The organism is Janthinobacterium sp. LPB2021202312-11-4 (assembly GCF_037049705.1).
Classification (GTDB): Bacteria; Pseudomonadota; Gammaproteobacteria; order Pseudomonadales; family Pseudomonadaceae; genus Aquipseudomonas.
Map to the genome: position 1 here is coordinate 103,473 of NZ_JBAGKV010000004.1, position 20,339 is coordinate 123,811.

At 58.5% G+C, this 20,339-nt stretch carries 19 protein-coding genes; 11 read left to right on the forward strand and 8 right to left on the reverse strand.

The annotated features are described in order from the left end of the window. Positions 1–72 precede the first annotated feature (72 nt). The 3 genes from V5E99_RS05950 to gcl all read right to left on the reverse strand — a co-directional run bounded on the left by V5E99_RS05950 (position 73) and on the right by gcl (position 3,791). Positions 73–960: a 2-hydroxy-3-oxopropionate reductase gene (locus V5E99_RS05950; RefSeq protein WP_499801597.1), complete on the reverse strand. Its 888-nt coding sequence runs from the start codon at positions 958–960 to the stop codon at positions 73–75. 129 nt (positions 961–1,089) lie between these two features. After that, positions 1,090–1,872 carry a hydroxypyruvate isomerase gene (gene hyi / locus V5E99_RS05955; RefSeq protein ID WP_499801598.1) on the reverse strand — a complete coding sequence of 261 codons (783 nt, stop codon included), beginning with the start codon at positions 1,870–1,872 and terminating at the stop codon, positions 1,090–1,092. 143 nt (positions 1,873–2,015) lie between these two features. Beyond that, positions 2,016–3,791 carry a glyoxylate carboligase gene (gcl, locus tag V5E99_RS05960; protein WP_499801599.1) on the reverse strand — a complete coding sequence of 592 codons (1,776 nt, stop codon included), beginning with the start codon at positions 3,789–3,791 and terminating at the stop codon, positions 2,016–2,018. Positions 3,792–4,059: 268 nt separating this feature from the next. Between gcl and V5E99_RS05965 the strand changes: the two genes are divergently transcribed. Together V5E99_RS05965 and V5E99_RS05970 are read left to right on the forward strand one after the other, a co-directional pair. Then, on the forward strand, positions 4,060–4,500 hold the full coding sequence (locus tag V5E99_RS05965) for a GlcG/HbpS family heme-binding protein (RefSeq protein WP_499801600.1): 441 nt from the start codon (positions 4,060–4,062) through the stop codon (positions 4,498–4,500). A gap of 216 nt (positions 4,501–4,716) precedes the next feature. Then, the gene (locus V5E99_RS05970; RefSeq protein WP_499801601.1) at positions 4,717–5,175 is read left to right on the forward strand and encodes an REP-associated tyrosine transposase; all 459 of its coding nucleotides are present in this window, start codon (positions 4,717–4,719) and stop codon (positions 5,173–5,175) included. A gap of 111 nt (positions 5,176–5,286) precedes the next feature. On the opposite strand, the gene V5E99_RS05975 is transcribed toward V5E99_RS05970, so the two are convergent. After that, the gene (locus V5E99_RS05975) at positions 5,287–5,895 is read right to left on the reverse strand and encodes a TetR/AcrR family transcriptional regulator (protein WP_499801602.1); all 609 of its coding nucleotides are present in this window, start codon (positions 5,893–5,895) and stop codon (positions 5,287–5,289) included. Positions 5,896–6,030: 135 nt separating this feature from the next. Between V5E99_RS05975 and V5E99_RS05980 the strand changes: the two genes are divergently transcribed. Further along, the gene (locus V5E99_RS05980; RefSeq protein WP_499801603.1) at positions 6,031–6,945 is read left to right on the forward strand and encodes a DUF808 domain-containing protein; all 915 of its coding nucleotides are present in this window, start codon (positions 6,031–6,033) and stop codon (positions 6,943–6,945) included. A gap of 177 nt (positions 6,946–7,122) precedes the next feature. On the opposite strand, the gene V5E99_RS05985 is transcribed toward V5E99_RS05980, so the two are convergent. Together V5E99_RS05985 and V5E99_RS05990 are read right to left on the reverse strand one after the other, a co-directional pair. Continuing rightward, positions 7,123–7,911 carry an MlaA family lipoprotein gene (locus V5E99_RS05985; RefSeq protein WP_499801604.1) on the reverse strand — a complete coding sequence of 263 codons (789 nt, stop codon included), beginning with the start codon at positions 7,909–7,911 and terminating at the stop codon, positions 7,123–7,125. After that, a complete protein-coding gene (locus tag V5E99_RS05990) occupies positions 7,904–9,202 on the reverse strand; it encodes a hypothetical protein (RefSeq protein WP_499801605.1) in 1,299 nt (432 codons plus the stop codon). Before V5E99_RS05990 ends, V5E99_RS05985 begins: the two co-directional genes overlap by 8 nt. Positions 9,203–9,426: 224 nt before the next feature. Here V5E99_RS05990 and V5E99_RS05995 point away from each other — a divergent pair, with 224 nt between their 5' ends. Continuing rightward, positions 9,427–9,795, forward strand: a complete 369-nt coding sequence (locus V5E99_RS05995; protein WP_499801606.1) for a hypothetical protein — start codon at positions 9,427–9,429, stop codon at positions 9,793–9,795. Positions 9,796–9,915: 120 nt separating this feature from the next. On the opposite strand, the gene V5E99_RS06000 is transcribed toward V5E99_RS05995, so the two are convergent. Next, positions 9,916–11,442: a glycoside hydrolase family 17 protein gene (locus tag V5E99_RS06000; protein WP_499801607.1), complete on the reverse strand. Its 1,527-nt coding sequence runs from the start codon at positions 11,440–11,442 to the stop codon at positions 9,916–9,918. Between the two features lie 357 nt (positions 11,443–11,799). Between V5E99_RS06000 and V5E99_RS06005 the strand changes: the two genes are divergently transcribed. From V5E99_RS06005 to V5E99_RS06015, 3 genes are all read left to right on the forward strand, one after another. After that, entirely contained in the window at positions 11,800–12,651 is an 852-nt protein-coding gene (locus V5E99_RS06005) for a glycine betaine ABC transporter substrate-binding protein (protein ID WP_499801608.1), read from the forward strand. 283 nt (positions 12,652–12,934) lie between these two features. Continuing rightward, positions 12,935–13,246, forward strand: a complete 312-nt coding sequence (locus V5E99_RS06010) for a DUF485 domain-containing protein (RefSeq protein ID WP_008148580.1) — start codon at positions 12,935–12,937, stop codon at positions 13,244–13,246. Continuing rightward, positions 13,243–14,901: a cation acetate symporter gene (locus V5E99_RS06015; protein ID WP_499801609.1), complete on the forward strand. Its 1,659-nt coding sequence runs from the start codon at positions 13,243–13,245 to the stop codon at positions 14,899–14,901. Before V5E99_RS06010 ends, V5E99_RS06015 begins: the two co-directional genes overlap by 4 nt. 427 nt (positions 14,902–15,328) lie before the next feature. Here V5E99_RS06015 and gltA read toward each other — a convergent pair whose 3' ends face one another. Beyond that, positions 15,329–16,618: a citrate synthase gene (gene gltA, locus V5E99_RS06020; RefSeq protein ID WP_499801610.1), complete on the reverse strand. Its 1,290-nt coding sequence runs from the start codon at positions 16,616–16,618 to the stop codon at positions 15,329–15,331. 363 nt (positions 16,619–16,981) lie between these two features. On the opposite strand from gltA, the gene sdhC reads away from it, so the two are divergent. The 4 genes from sdhC to V5E99_RS06040 are packed head-to-tail and all read left to right on the forward strand — an operon-like array spanning position 16,982 to position 20,213. Then, entirely contained in the window at positions 16,982–17,356 is a 375-nt protein-coding gene (gene sdhC, locus V5E99_RS06025; RefSeq protein WP_499801611.1) for a succinate dehydrogenase, cytochrome b556 subunit, read from the forward strand. Beyond that, a complete protein-coding gene (gene sdhD, locus V5E99_RS06030) occupies positions 17,350–17,718 on the forward strand; it encodes a succinate dehydrogenase, hydrophobic membrane anchor protein (RefSeq protein WP_027922414.1) in 369 nt (122 codons plus the stop codon). The genes sdhC and sdhD overlap by 7 nt, the downstream gene beginning before the upstream one ends. Positions 17,719–17,721: 3 nt before the next feature. Further along, positions 17,722–19,497, forward strand: coding sequence for a succinate dehydrogenase flavoprotein subunit (gene sdhA, locus V5E99_RS06035; protein ID WP_499801612.1), 1,776 nt, complete (start codon positions 17,722–17,724; stop codon positions 19,495–19,497). 11 nt (positions 19,498–19,508) lie between these two features. Then, a complete protein-coding gene (locus V5E99_RS06040) occupies positions 19,509–20,213 on the forward strand; it encodes a succinate dehydrogenase iron-sulfur subunit (RefSeq protein WP_499801613.1) in 705 nt (234 codons plus the stop codon). Positions 20,214–20,339 lie beyond the last annotated feature (126 nt).

Here is a 20,339-nt window from a genome sequence, read left to right on the forward strand (position 1 = left end):
TGCGATCTTTTTGCGGATAACGCGGTGAGCGGTCGGGCGTAAAGATAAAAAGATCGCAGCCTTCGGCAGCTCCTACTGGCGAATCGAGAAATTCGCCATGTGTTCCAGGCCCTTGATCAGCGCCGAGTGGTCCCAGTTGCTGCCACCGATGGCCGCGCAGGTGCTGAACACTTGCTGGGTGTTGGCGGTGTTCGGCAGGTTGATGTTCAGTTCCTTGGCGCCTTGCAGGGCCAGGTTCAGGTCCTTCTGGTGCAGGCTGATGCGGAAGCCCGGGTCGAAGGTGCCTTTGATCATGCGCTCGCCGTGCACTTCGAGGATCTTCGACGAAGCGAAACCACCCATCAGAGCTTCACGGACCTTGGCCGGATCAGCTCCGTTTTTCGAGGCGAACAGCAGGGCTTCGGCGACAGCCTGGATGTTCAGCGCGACGATGATCTGGTTCGCCACTTTCGCGGTTTGACCGTCGCCGTTGCCGCCGACCAGGGTGATGTTCTTGCCCATGGCCTGGAACAGCGGCAGGGCGCGTTCGAAGGCATCGGCATCGCCGCCGATCATGATGCTCAGGGTTGCGGCTTTGGCGCCGACTTCACCGCCGGACACTGGCGCGTCGAGGTACTGGGCGCCTTTTTCGTTGACCTTGGCGGCGAAGGCTTTGGTGGCGGTCGGCGAGATCGAGCTCATGTCGATCACGACTTTGCCTTTGCCCACGCCGGCAGCGATACCGTCGGCCCGGAACAGCACGTCTTCGACCTGCGGCGTATCCGGCACCATGATGATGATGAATTCGGCTTCCTGAGCGACTTCTTTCGGGTTCGCCAAGGCGACAGCGCCACCGGCAATCAGATCAGCCGGGGCGGCGTCGTGGTGCGCCGACAGGAACAGGCTGTGACCGGCTTTCTGCAGGTTCAACGCCATTGGGTGGCCCATGATGCCGGTGCCGATAAATCCGATTTTAGCCATGAGAAATTCCTCTCTTGTATTTATGTGTTCCCCCGTAGGAGCTGCCGAAGGCTGCGATCTTTTGATCTTGATCTTTAAAGGCAAAGTCAAAAGATCGCAGCCTTCGGCAGCTCCTACGGGGATATACGTTTAGATCGCGTTATGGGTTTTCAGCCAGCCGAGGCCCGCTTCGGTGGTGGTCAGCGGCTTGTATTCACAGCCGACCCAGCCCTGATAACCAATGCGGTCCAGGTGTTCGAACAGGAAGCGGTAGTTGATCTCGCCGGTGCCCGGTTCGTTGCGCCCAGGGTTGTCCGCCAGTTGCACGTGGTTGATTTCGCCCAGGTGCGATTGCAGGGTGCGGGCCAGGTCGCCTTCCATGATTTGCATGTGGTAGATGTCGTATTGCAGGAACAGATTGGCACTGCCGACCTGCTCGCGAATCGACAGGGCCTGCGCTGTGTTGTTCAGGTAAAAACCCGGAATGTCGCGGGTGTTGATCGCTTCCATCACCAGTTTGATGCCCACCGCTTGCAGCTTGTCGGCGGCGTACTTGAGGTTGCTGACGAAGGTTTTTTCCACGGTGGCATCGTCGATGCCTTGTGGACGAATCCCGGCCAGGCAGTTGACCTGGGTGTTGCCCAGTACTTGCGCGTAGGCAATCGCCAGATCAACCCCGGCGCGGAACTCTTCAACCCGATCCGGCAGGCACGCGATACCGCGTTCGCCCTTGGCCCAGTCACCGGCCGGCAGGTTGAACAACACCTGGGTCAGACCGTTGGCATCGAGCTTGGCCTTGATCTCGGCGGAGCTGAAGTCGTAAGGGAACAGGTATTCGACACCACTGAAGCCGGCCTTGGCGGCCGCTTCAAAACGGGCAAGAAAATCCTGTTCGGTGAACAGCATGGACAGGTTGGCTGCGAAACGCGGCATGGTGGTCTCCCGTGTGTGTTTGGGCTCCCCCCTGGAGGAGCGAGGCTTGCCCGCGAAAGCGGTGTATCAGTCGACATCAATGTTGAAGGGTACGACGTCTTCGCGGGCAAGCCTCGCTCCTACAGGGGGGGAGCGTTAATCGGTTAATCGAGCATCGAAATCGCGGTCGGCGCGTCGTTGCCGACCAGCGCCAGGTCTTCGAATTCGTTGACGGCGTTGATCTCGGTGCCCATGGAAATGTTGGTCACGCGCTCCAGGATAATCTCGACGATCACCGGCACCTTGAACTCTTCCATCAGTTCCTGGGCCTTGCGCAGGGCCGGCTGGATCTGACCCGGTTCGAACACGCGCAGGGCCTTGCAACCGAGGCCTTCGGCGACTGCCACGTGGTCAACACCGTAACCGTTGAGTTCCGGAGCGTTGAGGTTATCGAAGGACAGCTGCACGCAGTAGTCCATGTCGAAACCGCGCTGGGCCTGACGGATCAGCCCCAGGTACGAGTTGTTCACCACAACGTGGATGTACGGCAGTTTGAACTGCGCGCCCACCGCCAACTCTTCGATCATGAACTGGAAGTCATAGTCGCCCGACAGCGCCACAACCTTGCGGGTCGGATCAGCCTTGACCACGCCCAGCGCCGCCGGAATGGTCCAGCCCAACGGGCCGGCCTGGCCGCAGTTGATCCAGTGACGCGGCTTGTACACGTGCAGGAACTGCGCGCCGGCAATCTGCGACAGCCCGATGGTGCTGACATAGCAAGTGTCTTTGCCGAACACCTGGTTCATCTCTTCGTAGACGCGCTGCGGCTTGACCGGCACGTTGTCGAAGTGAGTCTTGCGTTGCAGGCTGGCTTTGCGCTGCTGGCAGTCTTGCAGCCAGGCGCTGCGGTTTTTCAGCTTGCCGGCGGCTTGCCATTCGCGAGCGACTTCGATGAACACGGTCAGCGCGGCAGCGGCGTCGGACACGATGCCCAGGTCCGGGGTGAACACGCGGCCGATCTGGGTCGGTTCGATGTCAACGTGGATAAACTTGCGGCCTTCGGTGTAGACGTCAATCGAACCGGTGTGGCGGTTGGCCCAACGGTTACCGACGCCCAGCACCACGTCCGACTTCAGCATCGTCGCGTTGCCGTAGCGGTGCGAGGTTTGCAGGCCGACCATGCCGACCATCAACGGGTGATCGTCCGGGATCGTGCCCCAGCCCATCAGGGTCGGAATCACTGGAATACCAGTCAGCTCGGCGAACTCCACCAGCAATTCGCTGGCGTCGGCGTTGATGATGCCGCCACCGGCGACCAGCAAAGGACGCTCAGCCTGGTCGAGCATGGCCAAGGCCTTCTCGATTTGCACGCGGTTGGCGGTGGGCTTGGCCAGTGGCAGTGGTTCGTAGGCGTCGATGTCGAATTCGATTTCCGCCATCTGCACGTCGAACGGCAGGTCGATCAGCACCGGGCCTGGGCGGCCGGAGCGCATTTCGTAGAAGGCTTTCTGGAACGCGTACGGCACTTGGCCCGGTTCCATGACGGTGGTCGACCACTTGGTCACTGGCTTGACGATGGCGGTGATGTCGACAGCCTGGAAGTCTTCCTTATGCATACGGGCCCGTGGTGCCTGGCCGGTGATGCACAGAATCGGGATCGAGTCGGCCGAGGCACTGTAAAGCCCGGTGACCATGTCGGTGCCCGCCGGGCCGGAAGTGCCGATGCACACGCCGATATTGCCAGCCTTGGTGCGGGTGTAACCCTCGGCCATGTGCGAAGCGCCTTCCACGTGGCGAGCGAGGACGTGATCGATGCCACCGACCTTCTGCAGGGCGGAGTACAGCGGGTTGATCGCGGCGCCCGGGATGCCAAAAGCGGTATCAACCCCTTCGCGGCGCATCACCAGAACGGCGGCTTCGATTGCTCTCATTTTGCTCATGGTTTTGGTGCCTCTTACGTTTTGTAATTGTATACAAGTGGCTTTGCGCAGAGTGTATTCACGGCGGACGGCGCAGGTCAATCCATTTTCTCAAGCGTCTGTTTCATTCGTCGGAAGCCCGTTCTGCTGTGGCTTTTCGTCGCATGTGGCGCTTTTCGAGAATTATTGTATACAAATAAATAATCTATTGTGTTCTATTTGTTGCATCGGACTGCGGCACCACGAAGCAGTCCAATGGCTTTCCCTATAACAAAATGAGGACGGCACCATGAGCGCTTTAACCTTGAAAGTCGCAAACAACCTGGCCAGTCAGGCCATCGCAGCAGGGCGTGCAATATCCGCAGCACCACTGACCATTGCGGTACTGGATGCCGGTGGCCATTTGATTTCTTTACAACGCGAAGACGGCGCCAGCCTGCTACGCCCGCAAATCGCCATCGGCAAAGCCTGGGGCGCGATAGCGCTGGGCAAAGGCTCGCGTTTGCTGGCGCTGGATGCGCAACAACGGCCGGCGTTTATCGCCGCGCTGAACAGCCTGGGGCAGGGCAGCGTCGTGCCGGCACCGGGTGGTGTGTTGATTCGGGATCAGGCCGGCAACGTGCTGGGTGCGGTGGGGATCAGCGGTGACCTGTCGGATGTGGATGAACAGTGTGCGATCAGCGCGATTGAGGCGCAGGGGTTGCGGGCGGATGCGGGGGTGACTGCTTAAGATTTTTGTTGATTGAACTGCCGCCTTCGCGAGCAAGCCCGCTCCCACATAGGGCCTGTGGTGGACACAAAATGTGTGAGTACCGCCAGTCCACTGTGGGAGCGGGCTTGCTCGCGAAGGCGATCCCCCAGACACATCCAGCTAAAAGTTTGCCCCTCAGTCTCCAGTTCGCTGACCTAGCCTTCTCATGTGTTCATCCACGATAGAGGCAAAGGAATGCCCGAGCTGTCAGCTTCACACCGTCTTAGAATCGGCCGCCATGCCGAACAAAATCGCATCTACCTTCTGACGGCCAACACCCTCAAGCGGGAGCCTGTTTTCAGGGATTACAGCTTGGGCAGGAAGGTCGTACATCAATTCAAACAAGCACAGGATCAGGGATTTGCCGACTCCCTGGCCTTTGTCGTCATGCCCGACCATTTTCATTGGCTGATCCACTTGCAAAAAGGCTCGCTGGGTCAATTGATGTGCCAGACCCAATCGTTAAGTGCTCGATCAATCAATGCCGCCACTGGTAGAGCGGGCAGTCTTTGGCAGCAGAGTTTTCATGATCATGCTTTGCGGCGAGAGGAGGATTTGGTGAAGCTTGCTCGGTATGTTGTCGCCAACCCATTGCGGGCGGGGCTGGTTGAGAAGCTTGGCGATTATCCGTTGTGGGATGCCATTTGGCTTTAGTCTCTGGACCGAGTTGCCCCATTCGCGAGCAAGCCCGCTCCCACAGGGGATTTTTGAACGCCTGAGATCCAGTGTGGGAGCGGGCTTGCTCGCGAATGGCCGCGCCGCAGATTAAAGGTCCGGCTCACACCCCTTGAGCACCAACCGGATAATCGTCTGCGCCGCCGCCTCGTAATCCGCCTCATCCAGCTTCGCCTTGCCGGTCACCGCCGAAATCTGCCAGTCGAAGTCGGCATAGGTCTGGGTCGCGGCCCAGATGCTGAACATCAGGTGGTTGGGGTCGATGGCGGCGATCTGGCCGCGGTCGATCCAGGTCTGGATGCAGTCGATGTTGTGCTTGGCCTGGCCGTTGAGGCGTTCCACCAGGTCGGCGTTCAGGTGCGGGGCGCCGTGCATGATTTCGCTGGCGAACACCTTGGAGGCAAAGGGCAAGTCGCGGGAGATGCGGATCTTGGAACGGATGTAGCCGCTCAGCACTTCACTCGGCACACCGTCGGCGTTGAACGGCGTCGATGCCTGCAAGATCGGCTCGATGATGCTTTCCAGGACCTCGCGGTAGAGGTTTTCCTTGGATTTGAAGTAATAGTAGACGTTGGGCTTGGGTAATCCCGCCTTGGCCGCGATATCGCTGGTTTTGGTCGCCGCGAAGCCCTTGTCGGCAAATTCTTCACTGGCGGCACGCAGGATCAGTTCTTTGTTGCGCTCGCGGATAGTGCTCATAAACCAGGGGGTTCCTTGCCTGTTCTGGCGGTTGCGCATGGTAGCACCGGGCTCGCGCGGCGCTCAAGAATGCACCGTGCTGCGCCCGGCCACGCTATGCTGCGCGGCATTCATTATTCGAAGGAAACCTGATTCATGGCAGGAAGCAGTTTGCTGGTGCTGATCGATGACATCGCTGCGGTACTCGATGACGTTGCGCTGATGACCAAAATGGCCGCGAAGAAGACCGCCGGCGTACTTGGCGACGACTTGGCGCTTAACGCCCAGCAAGTCAGCGGTGTGCGTGCCGAACGGGAAATTCCGGTGGTCTGGGCCGTGGCCAAGGGCTCGTTTCGCAACAAACTGATTCTGGTGCCGTCGGCGTTGGCCATCAGCGCCTTCATTCCGTGGTTGGTCACGCCATTGTTGATGGTCGGCGGTGCCTACCTGTGTTTCGAAGGGTTCGAAAAACTGGCCCACACGTTTCTGCACAGCAAGGCTGAAGATGACGCCGAGCATGCACAACTGGTCGAGGCCGTGGCTGATCCGGCTACTGATCTGGTGGCGTACGAGCAGGATAAGATCAAAGGTGCGATTCGCACCGACTTCATTCTCTCGGCAGAAATCATCGCCATTACCCTCGGCACCGTGGCCGATGCGTCGTTGACCCAGCAAGTGATCGTGTTGTCGGGCATCGCGATTGTCATGACCATCGGCGTCTATGGCCTGGTGGCCGGCATCGTCAAACTCGACGACCTCGGCCTGTGGCTGAGCCGGAAACCCGGGCAAATGGCCAAAAGCATCGGCGGGGTGATCCTGCGTGCGGCACCGTACATGATGAAAAGCCTGTCGGTGATCGGTACGGCAGCGATGTTTTTGGTCGGCGGCGGGATTCTGACCCATGGCGTGCCGGTGATTCATCACTGGATTGAAAGCGTCAGCGCGGGTGCGGGTGGTGCCGGATTTATCGTACCGACGTTGCTGAACGCGGTGGCGGGGATTGTCGCGGGTGCGGTGGTGTTGGTAGGCGTGATGACCGCAAGCAAAATCTGGCGCTCAGTCAAAGGCTGAAGCCCACCACAACCCCTTGTGGGAGCGGGCTTGCTCGCGAAAACGGTGTGTCAGTCAACCTATGTGTTGAATGCGAAGCCGCTTTCGCGAGCAAGCCCCATATTGGATGTGTGGTAGGGCTGGAAATGAAAAAGGCCATTCGACTCGCATCGAATGGCCTTTTCTGTGGCCGCCGATTTACTCGGCGATCTGCAACTTGCGGGACTCGGTGTAGACGTACCGGACCTTCTCGTACTCGAACGGCGAGTTCAACTGACCGTAGCGGAAGCTGGTCTGGTAGCGCTTGTCGACGCCGCGCAGAACCCAGATTTCCGGATGGTTTTCGCTGACTTGGGCAACGTTCAGGAAGTTGACCGCCGATTCGCCGGTGTAGTCGACCACCAGGCCTGCGGTGTCACGCAGGTTGGATGGGCCGAGGATCGGCAGCACGAAGTAGGCGCCGCCCGGTACGCCATAGAAGCCCAGCGTCTGGCCAAAGTCTTCGCTCTGGCGTGGCAGGCCCATGGCGGTGGCCGGGTCCCACAGGCCGGCGATGCCGATGGTGGTGTTGAGCAACAGGCGCCCGGTGGTCTCCAGGGAACGATGCCCCTTGAGCTGCAACAGGCTGTTAAACAGGTTCGGCACGTCACCCAGGTTATTGAAGAAATTGCTCACGCCGGTACGCAGGAAGCTCGGGGTGATGTAGCGATAACCGTCCACTACGGGCAGGAACACCCATTGGTCAAAGCGGTAGTTGAAGTGGTAGACCCGGCGGTTCCACTCTTCCAGCGGGTCGTAGACGGCCAGCGCATTAAGCGTCGAACGTTCGAACTCGCGCTGGTCCAGCCCCGGGTTGAACTTGAGTTTGCTCAGCGGTTCCTTGAAGCCGTCACTGTCGATCACGACCGGTGCGTTGGCTTTGCTGTTGTCGGCATTGGCGACGCCTGCACAGAGTAACGCTGCGATAAGCAGGAGATATTTAGCCACGGAAGAACTCCAGCATGGCGTCGCTGTTGACGCGGTAGTTAAGGTTGCCGCAATGGCCGCCCAGTGGGTAAACGGTCAGGCGATCACCGAAGGTCTTGCGCAGGAAACCCAGGTCGCCAGGGCCGAGGATCAGGTCGTCGGCGTTGTGCATGACCGAGATTTTCGGGCTGTCGTGCAGGTAATCCTTCAACGCATACAGGCTGACCTGATCGATCAGTTGCAGCAGGCTGCCGCCGTCGGTGCGGGCGCGCCACATCGGGATGACTTGTTCGGTGATGTAGCAATCGAAGTCACATTGCAGCGCACGCTTGAGGAACGGCGTGAGGCTGGTGCCCTCGGTGATCGGGTATTTCGGCGGGGTGATCAGGCCGCGACGGTTGATCAGGTCCGAGGTAAAGGCAATGTCGGCCGCCGAGAAACGGAACGAGGTGCCGATCAGCATGGCCATCTGTTCGTTGGTCAGGTGCTGCTTGGACTGCTGGAAGTCATAGAGCAGGGCATCGTTGAGGTCGATGTAGCCTTTTTGCTGGAAGTAGCGGGTCAGTTTGTTCAGCACCAGTTCATAGAACGTGGTGCTGTTGTTGATGCCTTTGACCTCGGTCTGGACGAGTTTGTCCAGGTTGGTGATCGAGGTGTAGAGGTTGACCGGCGGGTTGAGCAGCAAAACTTTCTTGAAGTTGAAGCTGCGGCGGGTTTCGTCCAGGTGCGCGACGAACGCCGCATCCAGTGCGCCGAGGCTGTAACCGGTCAGGTAGTACTCGGTGACCGGCGTTTTCGGGTTTTGCGCCCGTACGGCCTGCATCACCCGGTACATGTCTTCGGCGTCTTCCTTGGTGATACCGGGCGTGGCAAAGCGTGAGGCGGCACTGATGAAGTCGAAGCTGGTCGGCGACGACAACTGCACGACGTGATAGCCGGCCTTGTAATAGAGCTTTTTCAGGTATTCGTTGAGGCTGCTGTCATAGCGCGCGCCTGTGCCGGCGATCAGGAAGATCAGCGGCGCGGCGTGGTCCTGGGTGGCGATGCGGTAGGTGAGTTTCTTCACCGGCCAGAAGTTGTCCGGCAGGCTGAATTCCCGCTCCGGGCGCAAGCGGACACTGCGGTCCTGCTGATTGATGTCTTCGTTGGCCGGCAGCTCCGGGCGCAGCTCCGGTGGCGTGGTGGCAATCGTCGCCTCGAACGGGTTGGTCAAGGGGTAGCCATAGCTGGCGGCGTCGATGTCGACCGCCAGTGCGGACGCACTCAAAATAAGGCCGCCAAACAGGGCGGCGAAGCGCAAGGAACGGAGCATGACTAGATCCCTTAGAGAAAGGTGCCGAATGAAGTTCGCAGGCTATGACCACGGGGGTTGCGCCAAAGTGCCATGGATCGGCACCAATCAGGCCTAATTTCGGAGTAATAGTAGCTGGACGATACACTTTGCGATGATTGGCTGCCCAGTTAACTGTTGTTAACGCTTGCACACGGCTGTCGGGAGATTAAGCTGGCCGCCGTTTTCGTTTATTGGAGTGCTTCATGTCCCGCCGTCTGCCCGTGATTCTGCTGCTTGTTTTGCTGCCGTTATGGCTGGCCGCCAGTTATGGCGCGCGCTATGGCTTCATGGAGGATGCGCAATGGGTCGGCCTCTGCGTGGACGAGGCGAGCCGCTGGGAATGCCAGGTGCGTTCGAACCTTGGCTTGATGATTCACTTCAAGGTGTTGGGTTGGGGCGCATTGGCCGCCGCTGTCATCGGTTTCGTCGTACCGGGCCGGGCAGGGTGGTGGCTGGCGGTGTTGGCGCTGGTCCTGGGATTCCCGGCGTTGGCGTTGTACAACACGACGCTGGCGGTGTTTGCGGTGGTGATTGCGGGGTTGCGGTTGGTTCGGGAAACCCGCGGTGCCTGATAGATCGAATCGCGGGCAAGCCTTGCTCCTACCGTATTGTGGCGTTCACAGATGATGTGGCCGACTCAAATCCGTAGGAGCAAGGCTTGCCCGCGATGAGGCCAGCAAATCCGCAGAAGATTACCCTTTGCGAACCCGCAAACTGCGCCACAACGCGGCAACCATCAACACACTCACCAGCGCCCAACCCCAGGCCTGCTGGTTCTGCAAGCCTTCACGGAACAGCTGCGGCGCAATGCCGGCGCCGATGATGAAGGTCAGCAAGGCGATCTCCCGACGCGGCGCACTCACCGGACGGCACAGGTACACCAGCGCCGGCAGGATAAACGCGACGCTGGGGAAGCTGCGATAGCGCGGGTCGAACACCAGCTCCAGCATCATCACTGCCGCCGCAAAGCCTGCCGCCGCCAGTAACCAGCCCGCCCGGCGTTCCAGCAGGTTGAAAGCGCGTTCACGCCAGCCGCTGCGGGCGCTCAGCGTCAGCGCGGCGTGGGCCAGCACCAACAGATTCAACGTGGTCAGCAAACCGACCCACAGCCATTCACTGGCAAACCGGGTGGTGACCCGCGCCAGATCGCCCCAGGCGCCGATCGAGCAGGCCGCCAGTGCACCGAGCAGTGGCAGCACCAGCGCTGCGCGGGTGCTGCGAACGCGACCGCCCAGCAGCAACGTGCCGAGGAAGATCACGCCGCCCACCGCCAGCCATTGCGCCCAGAACGGCACGTTCGTCACCGGCCCGGCCAGCACGCCTTTATCTTGGCGATCGGCATCAAACAGGCCCCAATAACCACCGACCGCCCCTTCACTGGCGCGTTTCCATGGCTGATCAAAGGCTTCGATCAAGTTGTAGTGCCAGCCTTGCTGCTCGGCCATGGCGACAAAACCACGAATGAACTTGGCCTCGTTGACCCGGCTCGGCAGGGCGGTTTCACGCTGGCGGCCTTCGCTCGGCCAGCCGGTTTCGCCGATCAGCACGTCCTTGGGCGCGAATTTGTTGCCGAACACCTGACGCACCTCGGCCACATGTTGCAGCGCGGCGTCGATGTTCGACGGATCATCTTCCCAGTACGGCAACAAATGGATGGTCAGGAAATCCACCGCCGGGGCAACTTCCGGGTGCTTGAGCCAGAACTCCCAGACATCGGCGTAGGTGACCGGCTGTTTAACCTGGCTTTTGACTTTATTAATGAGGGCGGCCAGTTGCGGGCCGGTGACTTCCTTGCGCAGCAGGGCTTCGTTGCCGACGATCACCGAGGTCACCACGTCCGGGTTGGCGTTGGCCGAGGCGATCAACAGGTCGACTTCCTTGGCCGTGTCCACCGGGTTGCTGTTGACCCAGGCGCCGATCATCAGCTTCAAGCCGTGCTTGCGCGCCAGGTCGGGCAGGGCTTCGAGGCCGGTCATGGAGTAGGTGCGGATGCATTCGAAGCTTTTGGCCAACAACGCGAGGTCGGCGTCCATGCGCTCGGGGCGCAGTTTGAACGGCTGGTCGAATGGCGATTGATCTTTATCAAACGGGGTATAGGAGGCGCATTGCAGCTTGTGCGTGGCGCTGGCCGCGTCCGGCAGGATCACCGGTTTACCGAGGCCGTACCAGAAGCCGCCGAGGGCAAACAGCCCCAGCAGGCAGGCGAAAAGATAAGCCAAAAAAGGGAAGCGTGATGTCGCGGGCATGATCAGGCCGTCTGGGAGCAAAGGCGCGCATGTTACCTGCATTTGCCCCGGGCTTGGTGGCCTGCATGATTTTGACATGCAAAGTTCGGGCGGATCGGGGGAGGCGTTTGTCGTCCCCGCGATTAATGGCGTTCTGATGTCGTTTCTCGGTGCCTTGAGGTCGCTGGCAGCACAGGTCGCTGTTGTCGTCAGGTTGATTATCGAAGGCGTCAGTACTCCGCTGATGTTTTGACGAGTTTGCGGTGAGGCGTGATGGGGGCGCTGTGCACCATAACAATACGTTGACGCTGCTCGGCATCCGTCGGGCGCAGCACTTTCGGGGAAGTAACGATGAAGATGCGACGACTTTTAGGCGCCAGTGCCGCTCTGGTGCTTGCGATTGGCTCCACATTCGCCAATGCCGAGAGCAAAACCCTGAGCATCGGTTACGTTGACGGCTGGTCCGACAGCGTCGCGACCACCCATGTGGCCGCTGAAGTGATCAAGCAAAAACTCGGTTATGACGTGAAGCTGCAAGCCGTCGCGACCGGGATCATGTGGCAAGGCGTGGCCACCGGCAAACTCGACGCCATGCTGTCCGCCTGGCTGCCTGTGACCCACGGTGAATACTGGGCCAAGAACAAGGATCAGGTCGTCGATTACGGCCCGAACTTCAAGGATGCGAAAATCGGCCTGATCGTGCCGGAATACGTGAAAGCCAAGACCATCGACGATCTGAAAACCGATGACAGCTTCAAGGGTCGCATCGTGGGTATCGACGCCGGTTCAGGCGTGATGCTCAAGACCGATCAGGCCATCAAAGATTACGGTCTGACCAACTACACCCTCAAGGCCAGTTCCGGCGCCGGCATGATTGCCGAGCTGACCCGTGCCGAGAAGAAAAATGAATCCATCGCCGTTACCGGTTGGGTGCCGCACTGGATGTTCGCCAAGTGGAAACTGCGCTTCCTGGACGACCCGAAAGGCGTGTACGGCGCGGCTGAAACCGTAAACAGCATCGGCAGCAAAGATCTGGCAACCAAAGCACCGGAAGTGGCCAAGTTCCTGAAAAACTTCCAGTGGGCTTCGAAAGACGAAATCGGCGAAGTCATGCTGGCGATTCAGGACGGCGCCAAGCCTGAAGCCGCGGCCAAGGATTGGGTGGCCAAACACCCGGAACGCGTTGCCGAATGGACCAAATGATTTAGTCGCAAGCGTCTAGTCAGTACCTTCCAGAGCCCCTTGGCATTTATGCCAAGGGGCTTTTTGCATTCCTGCAGGAGCAAGGCTTGCCCGCGATGGCGATCACAAGGACGCCATCGCGGGCAAGCCTTGCTCCTGCAGGTGCAAAGCAAGCTAATTATTTTTTTCTAAAAATTGGTGAAACCGTCATGTCGTTCTAATACTAAGGTCGTCTGGAACCAGTTCCGCAGCCGCATAAAGTGGATACGTTCTAACAATAATCTGTGCTGCGAGGATAAAAACAATGAACGACAGCATTTACCTCTCGATTCAAAACAGCCCGCGCTTCAAGGAGCTGGTTAGTAAGCGAGAAAAGTTCGCCTGGATACTTTCAGCGATCATGCTTGGGCTTTACTCCGGATTCATCCTTTTGATTGCTTACGGGCCGCATATTCTGGGGGCGAAAATCAGCCCTGAATCTTCGATTACCTGGGGGATACCGATTGGTGTCGGGCTGATTCTCTCGGCCTTTATCCTGACTGCAATCTACGTACGACGCGCCAATGGCGAATTCGACGACCTGAACAATGCGATTCTCAAGGAGGCTCAGCAATGATCCGGCGTCTAATGGCTCTATTGAGCATCGCAGCCTTTGCACCGGGCGCCTGGGCGTCTGAAGCCCTGACCGGCGAAGTTCACAAACAACCCCTCAACGTTTCCGCGATCCTGATGTTTGTCGCGTTTGTCGGCCTGACCCTGTGCATCACCTACTGGGCCTCCAAGCGCAATAACTCGGCGGCCGACTACTACGCGGCGGGTGGCAAGATCACCGGTCTGCAAAACGGTCTGGCGATTGCCGGTGATTACATGTCGGCGGCGTCCTTCCTGGGTATTTCCGCCCTGGTGTTCACTTCCGGCTACGACGGCCTGATCTACTCGATCGGCTTCCTGGTGGGCTGGCCGATCATTCTGTTCCTGATCGCCGAGCGCCTGCGTAACCTGGGCAAGTACACCTTTGCCGACGTGGCGTCCTACCGCCTCGGGCAAACCCAGATCCGCACGCTGTCCGCTTGCGGTTCGCTGGTGGTGGTGGCGTTTTACCTGATCGCGCAAATGGTCGGCGCCGGCAAGCTGATCCAGTTGCTGTTCGGCCTCGACTACTACGTCGCGGTGATCCTGGTCGGTATCCTGATGTGCATGTACGTGTTGTTCGGCGGCATGTTGGCGACCACTTGGGTGCAGATCATCAAGGCTGTGCTGTTGCTGTCTGGTGCCTCGTTCATGGCGCTGATGGTGATGAAGCACGTCAACTTCGATTTCAACATGCTGTTTTCCGAGGCGATCAAGGTTCACCCTAAAGGTGAAGCGATCATGAGCCCGGGCGGTCTGGTGAAAGATCCGGTCTCGGCGTTCTCCCTTGGCCTGGCACTGATGTTCGGTACCGCTGGCCTGCCGCACATCCTGATGCGCTTCTTCACCGTGAGCGACGCGAAGGAAGCTCGTAAGAGCGTGCTGTACGCGACGGGTTTCATCGGCTACTTCTACATCCTGACCTTCATCATCGGCTTCGGCGCGATCCTGCTGGTCAGCACCAACCCGGCTTTCAAAGATGCGGCTGGCGCCTTGTTGGGCGGCAATAACATGGCGGCGGTGCACCTGGCTAACGCCGTGGGCGGCAGTATCTTCCTGGGCTTCATCTCGGCGGTAGCGTTCGCGACCATTCTGGCGGTTGTGGCTGGTTTGACTTTGGCCGGTGCAACGGCGGTGTCTCACGACCTTTACGCCAGCGTGATCAAAAAGGGCAAGGCCAACGACAAGGATGAGATCCGCGTCTCGAAAATCACCACGATCTTCCTGGGCGTGCTGGCGATCGGTCTGGGCATTCTGTTCGAAAGCCAGAACATCGCGTTTATGGTGGGCTTGGCGTTCTCGATCGCAGCGAGCTGTAACTTCCCGGTGCTGTTGCTTTCCATGTACTGGAAGAAACTGACCACTCGCGGTGCGATGATCGGTGGCTGGATGGGGCTGATCAGTGCGGTGGGCTTGATGGTGCTGGGTCCGACCATCTGGGTGCAGATCATGCATCACGAGAAGGCGATCTTCCCGTACGAGTACCCGGCGCTGTTCTCCATGGCGATTGCGTTTGCCGGCATCTGGTTCTTCTCGATCACTGACAAGTCGGCCGCTGCGGATAATGAGCGGGCGCTGTTCTTCCCTCAGTTTGTGCGTTCGCAGACTGGGTTGGGGGCGAGCGGGGCGGTTTCGCACTAACGCTTCAATGAACTTTATATAAGCTTCGCTAACACCAGATGCCCCGGTCGAAAGATCGGGGCATTTTTATTGGGCGGTTATCGGACTTTGCGGGAGCGGGCTTGCTCACGAAGGCAGCCTTATTGACAACCAATCTCCCCCGGACGCACCGGCTCCCCGTAGGAGCTGCCGAAGGCTGCGATCTTTTGGCTCCCTCAGGACGGCTGAAGATCAAGATCAAAAGATCGCAGCCTTCGGCAGCTCCTACAGGTGTGCGCATTCATTTGAGCGTAGGCCGCCTCGCTTAGTGACTCACTGTAAAAGCGAAACCGATAGTTGCCGTAACCGAAGAAACGGATAGGCCCCGATCAAATGCCGCACAAACAAAAACGGCCTCTATATAGAGGCCGTTTCCGGTGCAACTTAAGACGTTATCGCAAGACAGGTCTTATTTGCGGTCTTCCAGCTTGGTAATGTCACGCGACTCGTAGCCGGTGTACAACTGGCGTGGACGGCCAATCTTGTACGGGCTGGAGAGCATTTCTTTCCAGTGGGAGATCCAGCCGACAGTCCGCGCCAGGGCGAAGATGACGGTGAACATGCTGGTTGGAATGCCGATCGCCTTGAGGATGATCCCCGAGTAGAAGTCGACGTTCGGGTACAGCGAGCGTTCGATGAAGTACGGGTCGGTCAGGGCGATCTCTTCCAGGCGCATGGCCAGTTCGAGTTGCGGATCGTTTTTGATGCCCAGTTCTTTCAGTACTTCGTCGCAGGTCTTCTTCATGACGGTAGCGCGTGGGTCGCGGTTTTTGTAAACCCGGTGACCGAAGCCCATCAGTTTGAACGGATCGTTCTTGTCCTTGGCCTTGGCGATGAACTTGTCGATGTTCGACACATCGCCAATTTCATCCAGCATGGTCAGAACAGCTTCGTTCGCGCCGCCGTGGGCAGGGCCCCACAGTGCAGCGATACCAGCGGCGATACAGGCGAACGGGTTGGCACCCGAGGAGCCTGCCAGACGCACGGTAGACGTCGATGCGTTTTGCTCGTGGTCGGCATGGAGGATGAAAATCCGGTCCATGGCCTTGGCGAGTACCGGGCTGATCGGTTTGATCTCGCACGGGGTGTTGAACATCATGTGCAGGAAGTTTTCCGCGTACGTCAGGTCGTTGCGCGGGTACATCATGGGTTGGCCCATGGAGTACTTGTAAACCATCGCTGCGAGGGTCGGCATCTTGGCAACCAGGCGGATCGCGGAGATTTCGCGATGCTGCGGGTTATTAATGTCGAGGGAGTCGTGGTAGAAGGCCGAGAGGGCACCGACTACACCGCACATGACGGCCATTGGGTGGGCGTCGCGACGGAAGCCGTTGAAGAAGGTCTTCAACTGCTCGTGAACCATGGTGTGGTTCTTCACGGTGCTGACGAACTGGGCCTTCTGTTCTGCGGTCGGCAATTCGCCGTTGAGCAGCAGATAGCAGGTTTCCAGGTAGTCCGACTTTTCAGCCAGCTGTTCGATCGGGTAGCCGCGGTGCAGCAGAATGCCGTTGTCGCCGTCGATATAGGTGATCTTCGACTCGCAAGAGGCGGTCGACATGAAACCAGGGTCAAAGGTGAAACGGCCCGTGGCCGTCAGGCCCCGAACATCGATTACATCGGGACCAACGGTGCCGGTTAAAATGGGCAGCTCGACGGGGGCTGCGCCCTCGATGATCAACTGCGCTTTTTTGTCAGCCATGTGGCCTCCTATTTATGCTTGAAATCATCAGACAGACCCCCCACGCAGGGCCCGCACCACTATAGTGAGATAAATTCGAATGTCAATTTGCCTAAAGTCTTGCTCCAGAAGGCTTTAACCGGACTTTTTCCTCGAAATTACCTGCCATTTACGCCTTTTATCCAACTTGTGCAATGAGCTATTAGGGGGAGGTGAACGCGTTGTCATTAGTAGCCTAACTGTCTATACTCGGCCTCCGACCGCCAGGGGCTTTTGGGCCTGCTTTGCTGGGGGTCGCACTCCCTGGGTGGTGGGTACCTGACCAGTGCACTCCCCAACAACTTTGCCCTGATTGTTAGGGGCTCTTCAGTGTGAAAAAAAGCCGTGAATAGCCAACGACCTGTAAACCTAGACCTAAGGACCATCAAACTCCCAGTCACTGCTTACACGTCCATTCTTCACCGAATCTCCGGTGTCATCCTCTTTGTCAGCCTGGCCATCATGCTTTATGCATTGGACAAATCGCTGAGTTCAGAAGAAGGCTTCGGGCAGGTGAAAGCGTGTCTGACCAGTCCGCTAGCGAAGCTAGTGATTTGGGGCATCCTGTCCGCCTTGCTGTATCACTTGGTTGCCGGTGTGCGCCACTTGATCATGGACATGGGCATCGGTGAGACGCTGGAAGGCGGCAAGCTGGGCTCGAAAATCGTTATCGCCGTTTCCGTGGTGATAATCGTTCTGGCAGGAGTTTGGATATGGTAACTAACGTCACGAACCTCTCGCGTTCGGGCCTCTATGACTGGATGGCGCAACGCGTTTCTGCGGTCGTTCTCGCGGCTTACTTCATTTTCCTGATCGGATACGTCGTTGCCCATCCCGGCATCGGCTACGCCCAATGGCATGAACTGTTCGCAAGCAACTGGATGCGTATCTTCAGTCTCCTGGCCCTCGTTGCCCTCGGCGCTCACGCCTGGGTCGGCATGTGGACCATCGCGACCGACTACCTGACGCCAATGGCGTTCGGCAAGTCCGCGACTGCGATACGTTTCCTCTTCCAGGCAGTATGCGGCGTTGCGATGTTCGCCTACTTCGTCTGGGGTGTGCAGATTCTTTGGGGTATCTGATTCATGTCTACTACAGTTAATACGCTTTCGTTCGACGCCATTATTATTGGCGGCGGCGGTGCCGGCATGCGCGCTGCGCTGCAACTGGCACAAGGTGGTCACAAGACTGCCGTGGTAACCAAGGTTTTCCCGACTCGCTCGCACACCGTATCCGCCCAGGGTGGCATCACCTGCGCCATCGCTTCTGCAGATCCGAATGATGACTGGCGCTGGCACATGTACGATACCGTCAAGGGTTCCGACTATATCGGTGACCAGGACGCTATCGAATACATGTGTTCCGTAGGCCCGGAAGCGGTTTTCGAGCTTGAGCACATGGGCTTGCCGTTCTCCCGTACCGAACAGGGTCGCATCTACCAGCGTCCGTTCGGCGGTCAGTCGAAAGACTTCGGTAAAGGTGGCCAGGCTGCCCGTACTTGCGCTGCTGCCGACCGTACCGGTCACGCACTGCTGCACACCCTGTACCAGGCCAACCTGAAGGCCGGCACCGTATTCCTCAACGAATACTATGGCGTCGACCTGGTGAAGAACGAAGATGGTGCCTTTGTCGGCATGATCGTCATCTGCATCGAAACCGGCGAAACTTCCTACGTCCGTGCTAACGCCACCGTATTGGCGACCGGCGGTGCAGGTCGTATCTACTCGTCCACCACCAATGCCCTGATCAACACCGGTGACGGCGTCGGCATGGCTCTGCGTGCTGGCGTGCCGGTACAAGATATTGAAATGTGGCAGTTCCACCCGACCGGCATCGCCGGCGCCGGTGTACTGGTTACAGAAGGTTGCCGCGGTGAAGGCGGTTACCTGATCAACAAGCACGGCGAGCGTTTCATGGAGCGTTATGCTCCGAACGCCAAAGACCTTGCGGGTCGTGACGTGGTTGCTCGCTCGATGGTTAAAGAAATCATCGCCGGCAACGGTTGCGGTCCGGATGGCGACCACGTAATGCTGAAACTCGATCACCTCGGTGAAGAAGTTCTGCACAGTCGTCTGCCAGGCATCATGGAACTGTCCAAGACCTTCGCTCACGTCGATCCAGCCGTGTCGCCGATCCCGGTCGTTCCAACCTGCCACTATATGATGGGCGGCGTGCCGACCAACATTCATGGTCAGGCAATCACCCAGGACGCCGAAGGCGTTGACCAGATCATCCCTGGCCTGTTCGCTGTAGGCGAAGTGGCTTGCGTATCGGTTCACGGTGCCAACCGTCTGGGCGGCAACTCGCTGCTCGACCTGGTGGTATTCGGTCGTGCTGCCGGCCTGTTCCTGGAACAGACCCTGAAAGAAGGAGTCGATTACACTCGCCCACGTCAGTCCGACATCGACGCTGCCCTGGCACGTCTCAATGGCCTGAACTCGCGGACTGAAGGCGAAGACGTCGCTACCCTGCGTAAAGAACTGCAAAGCTGCATGCAGAACTACTTCGGTGTGTTCCGTACCGGCGAATACATGCAGAAGGGTATTGCCCAGCTTGCTGATCTGCGTGGCCGTATCGCCAACGTCAAGATCAACGACAAGAGCCAGGCGTTCAACACCGCTCGTATCGAAGCGCTGGAATTGCAGAACCTGCTGGAAGTGGCCGAAGCTACCGCCATCGCCGCAGAGATCCGCAAAGAGTCCCGCGGCGCTCACGCCCGTGAAGACTACGAAGACCGCGACGACGAAAACTGGCTGTGCCACACCCTGTACTTCCCGGGTGACAAGCGCGTAACCAAGCGTGCCGTGAACTTCTCGCCGAAGACTGTTCCGACTTTTGAACCTAAGATTCGGACTTATTAAGGGTGGCCGCCATGTTGAATGTCAGTGTTTATCGCTACAACCCTGATCAGGACGCTGCGCCGTTCATGCAGGAATTCCAGGTCGATACCGGTGGTAACGACCTGATGGTGCTGGACGTGCTGGCCCTGATCAAAGAGCAGGACGAAGGTTTCTCCTATCGTCGCTCTTGCCGTGAAGGTGTTTGCGGTTCCGACGGCATGAACATCAACGGCAAAAACGGCCTGGCGTGCGTTACGCCGCTGTCCGCTGTCGTAAAAGGTAACAAGCTGATCGTTCGTCCGCTGCCAGGTTTGCCGGTTATCCGTGACCTGGTCGTCGATATGAGCATCTTCTACAAGCAATACGAGAAGGTTAAGCCATTCCTGCAGAACGACACGCCGGCTCCGGCCATCGAACGTCTGCAGACGCCAGAAGAGCGTGAAAAGCTTGACGGTCTGTACGAGTGCATCCTGTGCGCTTGCTGCTCGACCTCTTGCCCGTCCTTCTGGTGGAACCCGGACAAGTTCCTGGGTCCAGCTGCACTGCTGCAAGCTTATCGCTTCCTGGCAGACAGCCGTGACACCAAGACTGCCGAGCGTCTGTCTTCACTGGATGATCCGTTCAGCGTATTCCGCTGCCGCGGGATCATGAACTGCGTCAACGTCTGTCCGAAGGGCCTGAACCCGACTAAGGCCATCGGTCACATACGTAACATGTTGCTGCAAAGCGGCGTGTGATTCAGCGGCTGTAACCTGGCTGTTGTAAAAGTAGGACCGCTGTACCGAAGATGCTACGGCGCAGGCTTCAACCGGCGCCGTAGTTTTAACCTGAGCAGCAGCTCATAAAGCTGCGGCTCTTATTTT

Excerpts from the sequence above, each read along its gene's own strand:
- V5E99_RS05950 (WP_499801597.1), bottom strand. The coding sequence starts at position 960 with ATGGCTAAAATCGGATTTATCGGCACCGGCATCATGGGCCACCCAATG.
- hyi (WP_499801598.1), bottom strand. The coding sequence starts at position 1,872 with ATGCCGCGTTTCGCAGCCAACCTGTCCATGCTGTTCACCGAACAGGAT.
- gcl (WP_499801599.1), bottom strand. The coding sequence starts at position 3,791 with ATGAGCAAAATGAGAGCAATCGAAGCCGCCGTTCTGGTGATGCGCCGC.
- V5E99_RS05965 (WP_499801600.1), top strand. The coding sequence starts at position 4,060 with ATGAGCGCTTTAACCTTGAAAGTCGCAAACAACCTGGCCAGTCAGGCC.
- V5E99_RS05970 (WP_499801601.1), top strand. The coding sequence starts at position 4,717 with ATGCCCGAGCTGTCAGCTTCACACCGTCTTAGAATCGGCCGCCATGCC.
- V5E99_RS05975 (WP_499801602.1), bottom strand. The coding sequence starts at position 5,895 with ATGAGCACTATCCGCGAGCGCAACAAAGAACTGATCCTGCGTGCCGCC.
- V5E99_RS05980 (WP_499801603.1), top strand. The coding sequence starts at position 6,031 with ATGGCAGGAAGCAGTTTGCTGGTGCTGATCGATGACATCGCTGCGGTA.
- V5E99_RS05990 (WP_499801605.1), bottom strand. The coding sequence starts at position 9,202 with ATGCTCCGTTCCTTGCGCTTCGCCGCCCTGTTTGGCGGCCTTATTTTG.
- V5E99_RS05995 (WP_499801606.1), top strand. The coding sequence starts at position 9,427 with ATGTCCCGCCGTCTGCCCGTGATTCTGCTGCTTGTTTTGCTGCCGTTA.
- V5E99_RS06005 (WP_499801608.1), top strand. The coding sequence starts at position 11,800 with ATGAAGATGCGACGACTTTTAGGCGCCAGTGCCGCTCTGGTGCTTGCG.
- V5E99_RS06010 (WP_008148580.1), top strand. The coding sequence starts at position 12,935 with ATGAACGACAGCATTTACCTCTCGATTCAAAACAGCCCGCGCTTCAAG.
- V5E99_RS06015 (WP_499801609.1), top strand. The coding sequence starts at position 13,243 with ATGATCCGGCGTCTAATGGCTCTATTGAGCATCGCAGCCTTTGCACCG.
- gltA (WP_499801610.1), bottom strand. The coding sequence starts at position 16,618 with ATGGCTGACAAAAAAGCGCAGTTGATCATCGAGGGCGCAGCCCCCGTC.
- sdhD (WP_027922414.1), top strand. The coding sequence starts at position 17,350 with ATGGTAACTAACGTCACGAACCTCTCGCGTTCGGGCCTCTATGACTGG.
- sdhA (WP_499801612.1), top strand. The coding sequence starts at position 17,722 with ATGTCTACTACAGTTAATACGCTTTCGTTCGACGCCATTATTATTGGC.
- V5E99_RS06040 (WP_499801613.1), top strand. The coding sequence starts at position 19,509 with ATGTTGAATGTCAGTGTTTATCGCTACAACCCTGATCAGGACGCTGCG.